This is a genomic window from Prescottella equi (assembly GCF_002094305.1).
Classification (GTDB): domain Bacteria; phylum Actinomycetota; class Actinomycetes; order Mycobacteriales; family Mycobacteriaceae; genus Prescottella; species Prescottella equi.
Genome location: NZ_LWTX01000005.1, coordinates 1 through 7,229, shown reverse-complemented (window position 1 = coordinate 7,229; position 7,229 = coordinate 1). Strand labels below are relative to the sequence as shown.

Genomic DNA, 7,229 nt, shown 5'->3' with positions numbered 1-7,229 from the left:
CGAGCGATCGAAGTTTTCAGATGTCGGGAAGGATAAGTACATGGCGGCCCAGCAGCCCGGAGTCGACGCGTTGACGATCGAGGACCTGCCCAGGCTTCTCGCCGGTGTGGTCGAGGTCGATGCCGACCGGATCGCGTTGACCGTCGGCGACACCACCGTCACGTACGCCCGGCTGAAGCAGGAGATCGAGAACCTCGATGCCGCGATGGGCGGCGTGCTCGGCATCGATGCGCTCGTCCCGGTCGTGCTGTCGACCGTGGCGCCCGGGTTGCTCGAGGCCCCCGAGACCGGGGGACTGCCCGGGCTGCTGAACACACTGTTCGCGGACGCTGTAGAGGTGCTCGGCGACTCGGCGACCGCCGCGCCGGCCGGATCGGCCGTAACACTCGCATCGCTGTTCGACGAGCAGGTCGCCCGCACCCCCGACGCGGTCGCGCTCGAGTACGCCGGCGCCACCCTCACGTACGCGGACCTGGACGCGCGTGCCAATCGTCTCGCGCGCCACCTGATCTCACTCGGTGTGGGACCGGACAGCCTGGTGGGTCTGGGAATCCGGCGCTCGCTCGAGCTGCTCGTCGGCATGTACGCGATCGTCAAGGCGGGCGGCGCGTACGTGCCCCTCGACCCCGATCATCCCGCCGACCGCCTCGGCTACGTCCTCGACATCGCGCGTCCCGTCGTGATTCTCACGACCACTCGGGACGAGCTGACCCTGGACACCGACACCCCGATCGTCGCGGTCGACGCCCTGGATCTGGAGGCCCACTCGGACACGCCGGTCACCGATGCGGACCGGTCGGCGCCGCTGTCGGCGGAGAACCTCGCGTACGTCATCTTCACGTCCGGCTCCACCGGCCGGCCCAAGGGCGTCGCGGTGGGGCACGGGGCGATCGTGGCCAACCTGCGCTGGCGCCAGTACATGTACCCCATGACCGACGCCGACGTCGTGCTGCAGAAGACGCCGTTCACGTTCGATGTGTCGGTGTGGGAGTTCTTCTGGCCGTTGCAGGTCGGTGCACGACTGGTGGTCGCGGCGCCCGACGGGCACCGGGATCCGGCGTACCTCGCGCGGATCATGGCCGAGCGCGGCGTCACCGTCGCGCACTTCGTGCCCTCGATGTTGTCGGTGTTCGTGGCGTCGCTGGCGAGCGGAGCGGCGGGGGACCCGACACAGCCGAGCGCGGAGGACGTCGCGACGCTGCGGAACGTCTTCGCGTCGGGTGAGGCGCTGCCGCCGCAGACGGCGGCCCGTTTCCGGGATATCTCCGGCGCCGCGCTGCACAACCTGTACGGGCCCACCGAGGCCGCCGTCGACGTCACGTTCCACGAGGTCACCGCGGACGACGAGACGACGGTCCCGATCGGTGCGGCGGTCGCCGACACCGCCCTGTACGTCCTCGACGAGGGCCTGCGGCGGGTCCCGGCCGGCACCGAGGGTGAGCTGTACCTTGCGGGCGTGCAGTTGGCCCGCGGCTACCTGCAGCGTCCCGACCTCACCGCCGACCGATTCGTCGCCGACCCGTACGGCGCACCGGGCGCGCGCATGTACCGGACCGGTGACCTGGTCAAGCTGGGCCGCTCCGGTGAGCTGGAGTACATCGGCCGGACCGACTTCCAGGTGAAGCTGCGCGGTCTGCGTATCGAACTCGGCGAGATCGAGTCGGCGCTGCTGGACCACCCGGCAGTGTCGCAGTCCGTCGTCGTGGTGCACGCCGACGCCGACCTGGGCGACCACCTTGTGGCGTACGTCGTCACCGACGGCGGCGCCGACGTGGACCGGCACGAGTTGGCCGCCGCGGTGAGCGTCCGCCTACCCGAGTACATGGTGCCGTCGCTGTTCGTCGCGCTGGCCGAGTTCCCGCTGAACGCCAGCGGCAAACTGGACCGCAAGGCCCTTCCGGCCCCGGACTTCTCGTCGCTCGCGAGTGAGTACCGGGCACCGACCACCCCCACCGAGGAGACACTCGCCGCGACGTTCGCGGAGGTCCTCGGTGCCGAGCGCATCGGCGTCGACGACGACTACTTCGCGCTCGGTGGCAACTCGCTCAGCGCCACCCGCGTCGTCGCACGCATCAACGCCGACCTGGGCATCCGCATCGATGTGCGCGACTTCTTCGACGCCCCCACCGTCGCGCAGCTCGCGGCACTCGTCGACGCGGCCGTGGCCGCGGGCGGCGACACCCGGGCCCCGCTCGTGGCGCAGGAGCGCCCCGACACGCTCCCGCTGTCGATGGCACAGCAGCGGATGTGGTTCCTCAACCGCTTCGACACCGACTCGGCGGCGAACAACATCGTCGTCGCGATCCGGCTGACCGGCGCGCTGGACGTCGACGCTCTCCGCGAGGCCGTGTCCGACGTGATCGAGCGGCACGAGTCGCTGCGCACCGTGTTCCCGGAGATCGACGGCGCCGCGAGCCAGGTGATCCTGCCCGCCGACCGGGTGAAGGTGGATCTCGCCGCGGAACCGGTGCGCGAGTCCGACGTCGCCGACGCCGTCGCGCGGACGATCTCGCAGGGCTTCGACGTCACGGCGGCCGTCCCCCTCCGGATGCGGCTGCTCGCGGTGACGCCCACCGAGCACGTGCTGGTGGTGGTGGTGCACCACATCAGCGCCGACGGCTTCTCGATGAATCCGCTCACGCGCGACATCGTCACCGCGTACGCCGCGCGGTCGGCCGGTGCGGCCCCGTCACGGGCGCCGCTCGCGGTGCAGTACGCCGACTATGCGCTGTGGCAGCGCGAGGTGCTCGGCAGCGAGGACGACCCGGAGTCGGTCATCGCCCAGCAGATGCAGTTCTGGCGGGGCGCCCTGGCCGATCTGCCCGACCGCCTGGATCTGCCCGCGGATCGCCCGCGTCCCGCCGTCGCCTCGAACAACGGTGCCTCGCATCGCTTCTCGATCGGTGCCGAGACGGCGGCGCGACTCGACGCGATCGCCCGCGACCACGGGGCGTCGACGTTCATGGTGGTGCACGCGGCCCTGTCGGTGCTGCTGGCGCGTCTGAGCGGCACGTCGGACATCGCGATCGGTACCCCCGTCGCGGGCCGCGGCGAGGCAGCGCTGGACGACCTGGTCGGTATGTTCGTCAACACCCTGGTGTTGCGGGCCGACGTCCGCGGCGACCGCCCCTTCACCGAACTACTCACCGGTGTGCGCGCCACCGATCTCGAGGCGTTCGGCCATGCGGACGTGCCGTTCGAGCGCCTGGTCGAGGCACTGAGCCCGGCCCGCTCGCAGTCCCGTCACCCCCTGTTCCAGGTCGCCCTGTCGTTCCAGAACATGGACCGCACCGACCTCGCGCTCGGTGATCTGACAGTGTCGGGAGTCGACTTCGACGCCGCTGTCGCGAAGTTCGATCTGGCCGTCACGGTCGCCGAGAGCGACTCCGCGACCGGCGCACTGGACGTGGACCTCACGTACGCGACCGACCTGTTCGACGCGTCGACGATGCGGGTGTTCGCCGACCGCTTCGTCCGCGTGCTCGAGGCCGTCGCCGCCGACGCGTCCGTCGTCGTCGGTGACATCGACGTCCTCGATGCGGCGGAGCGCTCCGCGCTCACCGCCGCGTCCGGCGACGCCGGCCCGGCCCCGATGCTGCTGCCGCAGATCCTGTCCGCTGCCGCGAGCGCGGATCCGGCGCGGGCCGCGCTCGTCTCGGGCGAGCGGACCGTCGCGTACCGGGACCTCGACGAGCAGTCGTCACGACTGGCGCGCGCACTGATCGCGCGCGGCGCCGGCCCGGAAACGGTGGTCGCGGTGGCGCTCACTCGCTCGATCGAGTCGGTCGTGGCCGTGTGGGCCGTCGCGAAGAGCGGCGCGGCCTTCGTTCCGGTGGACCCGCACTATCCGGCCGACCGCGTCGCGCACATGGTCACCGATTCCCGGGCGCTGCTCGGCATCACCCGCACCGAACACGAGGGCGCCCTGCCCGCCGCGGTGCCGTGGCTCGTGCTCGACGACCCCGCGACGGCGGACGAAGTGGCCGCGCAGCCGGATGCTCCGGTGAGCGACGCGGACCGCACCGCACCGCTGCGCGTCACCGACGCCGCGTACGTCATCTACACGTCCGGTTCCACGGGTGTGCCGAAGGGCGTCGTGGTCACGCACACCGGCCTGGCCGCGTTCGCGGCCGAGCAGGTGGAGCGGTACGGCATCGATTCCGCTTCGCGGACACTGCATTTCGCATCCCCGAGCTTCGATGCGTCGATCCTGGAACTGCTGATGGCCTTCGGTGCGGGCGCGACGATGGTGATCGCCCCGACGTCGATCTACGGCGGTCACGAGTTGGCCGACCTCCTGCGCACGCAGCACGTCACGCACGCGTTCGTCACGCCGGCCGCCCTGGCCTCGGTGGACCCGGCGGGCCTCGAGGCCCTGCGCACCGTGGTCGTCGGCGGCGAGGCCTGCTCGGCCGAACTCGTCGCACGATGGGCGCCGGGCCGCCGGATGTTCAACGCGTACGGTCCCACCGAGGCCACCGTCGCGTCCAACATCTCCGACGCCCTCGTCCCCGGCGAGCCCGTCACGATCGGTCGGGCCATCCGCGGCGCCGACGCGTACGTCCTCGACGGCCGCCTGCGGCCCGTCCCGGCCGGCGTCCCCGGAGAGTTGTACCTCGCCGGTGCCGGAGTCGCCCGCGGCTACCTCGGCCGTCCCGCGCTCTCGGCGGAACGGTTCGTGGCCAACCCGTTCGGCCTGCCCGGCTCGCGCCTGTACCGGACCGGTGACGTCGTGCGCACCACCGCGGACCGGGTGCTCGAGTACGTCGGCCGCGCCGACGACCAGGTGAAGCTGCGCGGCTTCCGCATCGAGCTCGGTGAGATCGAATCCGTTCTCGCCCGGCACGACACGGTGGCCCAGACCGCCGTCGTCGTGCTGCGTGACCAGCTCGTCGCGTACGTGGTCGCGGCCGCGGATCGGTCGATCGAGGTGGCCGAACTGAAGGAGTTCGCGGCCCGCTCCCTCACGGCGTACATGGTGCCGGCGGTGTTCGTGGTTCTCGACCGCCTGCCACTGACCGGCAGCGGCAAGCTGGACCGCAAGGCACTGCCCGAACCCGAGTTCGAGGCGCGGGAATTCCGGGCCCCGAGCACTCCGGTCGAGGAAGCCGTCGCCGCGGTCTTCGCCGACGTCCTCGACGTCGACCGGGTGGGCCGCGACGACGACTTCTTCGAGCTCGGCGGCAACTCGCTGCTGGCGACACAGGTATGCGCCCGCCTCGGCGCGGCGCTCGACACCACGGTCCCGGTCCGCGTCCTGTTCGACGCCTCCACCGTCGAGGCCCTCGCTGCACGGGTGTCGGCGTCCACCGGTGCGCGGACGAAGGCCCTCGTGGCCGCGCCGCGCCCGGACCGGATCCCGCTGTCGCTCGCGCAGCAGCGGATGTGGTTCCTGAACCGGTTCGAACCGGAATCTGCGGTGAACAACATCCCGCTGGCGATCCGGCTGTCGGGTGACCTCGACGTCGAATCGCTCTCTGCCGCAATCGGTGACGTGCTGGACCGGCACGAATCGCTGCGCACGGTGTTCCCCGACGTCGACGGTGTCGGCTACCAGTCGATTCGCCCGACCTCCGAGGTTGCGGGCACGCTCACCGCCGAGGCGGTCACGGAGGCCGACCTGCCGGCGCTCGTCGAGCGAATGGTGGTCGCCGGGTTCGACCTCACCGCCGATATCCCGGTCCGGGTGGGTCTGTTCGCGGTCTCGCCCACCGAGCACGTGCTGGTGCTCGTCGTGCACCACATCGCTGCCGACGGATTCTCGATGGGTCCGCTGACGCGCGACGTGATGACCGCGTATGCCGCCCGCTCGGCGGGCACGCTGCCCGCATGGGCGCCGCTCGTGGTGCAGTACGCCGACTACACGCTGTGGCAGCGCGAAGTCCTCGGCTCGGAGGACGATCCGGAATCGCCGATGTCGACGCAGGTCGCGTACTGGAAGCGGACCCTTGCGGGGCTGCCGGATCAGCTGGACCTGCCGACGGACCGGCCGCGGCCCGCCGTCGCCGGGTACCGCGGCGCCCGCCACACAGTCGAGGTTCCGGCGGACCTGCAGTCGGCGATCGCCGAGCTCGCCCGCACCCGCGGCGTCACGCCGTTCATGGTGGTGCATGCGGCGTTGTCGGTGCTGTTGGCGCGGTTGAGTGGGACGTCGGACATCGCGATCGGCACGCCGGTCGCGGGTCGTGGCGAGGCTGTTCTCGACGACGTGATCGGCATGTTCGTCAACACTTTGGTGCTGCGGACCGAGGTCGACGCCGCCGGCTCGTTCGAGGACCTGCTGGCACGGACGCGGGAGACCGATCTGGCGGCGTTCGCGCATGCGGACGTGCCGTTCGAGCGGCTGGTGGAGATTCTGGACCCGGCGCGCTCGCAGGCGCGGCATCCGCTGTTCCAGGTGATGCTGACGTTCCAGAACCTCGGCCTCACCAGCTTCGAACTCGGTGGGCTCGCGGTCTCGGACGTCGAGTTCGATTCGACGACAGCGAAGTTCGATCTGCAAGTCACGGTCACGGAAGGCGCGCCCGACCGTGGGCTGACGATCGACCTGACGTATGCGACGGAACTGTTCGACGCCGACACGATTCGTATTCTCGGTGACCGCTGTCTTCGCGTGCTGTCGGTCGTGACCGCCACACCGTCGGGGGTCGTCGGCGACATCGAGCTGCTGGACGAGGTCGAGCGGTCGTTGGTGGTGGGGGAGTGGAACGCGACGTCGCGGCCGGTGCCGGACGCAACGTTGGTGGATCTGTTCGAGGCGCAGGTGGCGCGGACGCCGGATGCGGTTGCGGTGGTGTTCGAGGGTGAGTCGCTGTCGTATGCGGAGTTCGCTTCGCGGGTGCGGCGTACTGCGCGGTTGCTGATTGCGGAGGGTGTGGGGCCGGACTCGTTGGTGGGTCTGGGGATGCGGCGGTCGGTGGATCTGCTGGTGGGCATGTATGCGGTGCTCGCGGCCGGTGGTGCGTATGTGCCGATCGACCCCGATCAGCCGGCCGAGCGCAACCGGTACATCCTCGCGACCGCGAATCCCGTGCTGCTGCTTACCACGTCGCGTGACGCGGGTGACGTGCCGGGCCTGCGTAGCGTGGAGATCGACACGGTCGACGTGTCGGACTTCGCCGACGGTCCGATCGCCGACGTCGAGCGGAATGCTCCGCTGCGGTCCGGCAACACTGCGTATGTGATTTTCACGTCGGGTTCGACGGGTCGGCCGAAGGGTGTGGCTGTCG

At 70.7% G+C, this 7,229-nt stretch carries 1 protein-coding gene; it reads left to right on the top strand.

Annotation, left to right across the window (positions count from 1 at the left end; genetic code table 11):
* Window positions 1-40 precede the first annotated feature (40 nt).
* The coding region (locus tag A6I89_RS13930) for a non-ribosomal peptide synthetase (protein ID WP_084978814.1) at window positions 41-7,229 on the top strand (7,189 nt) is incomplete at its 3' end.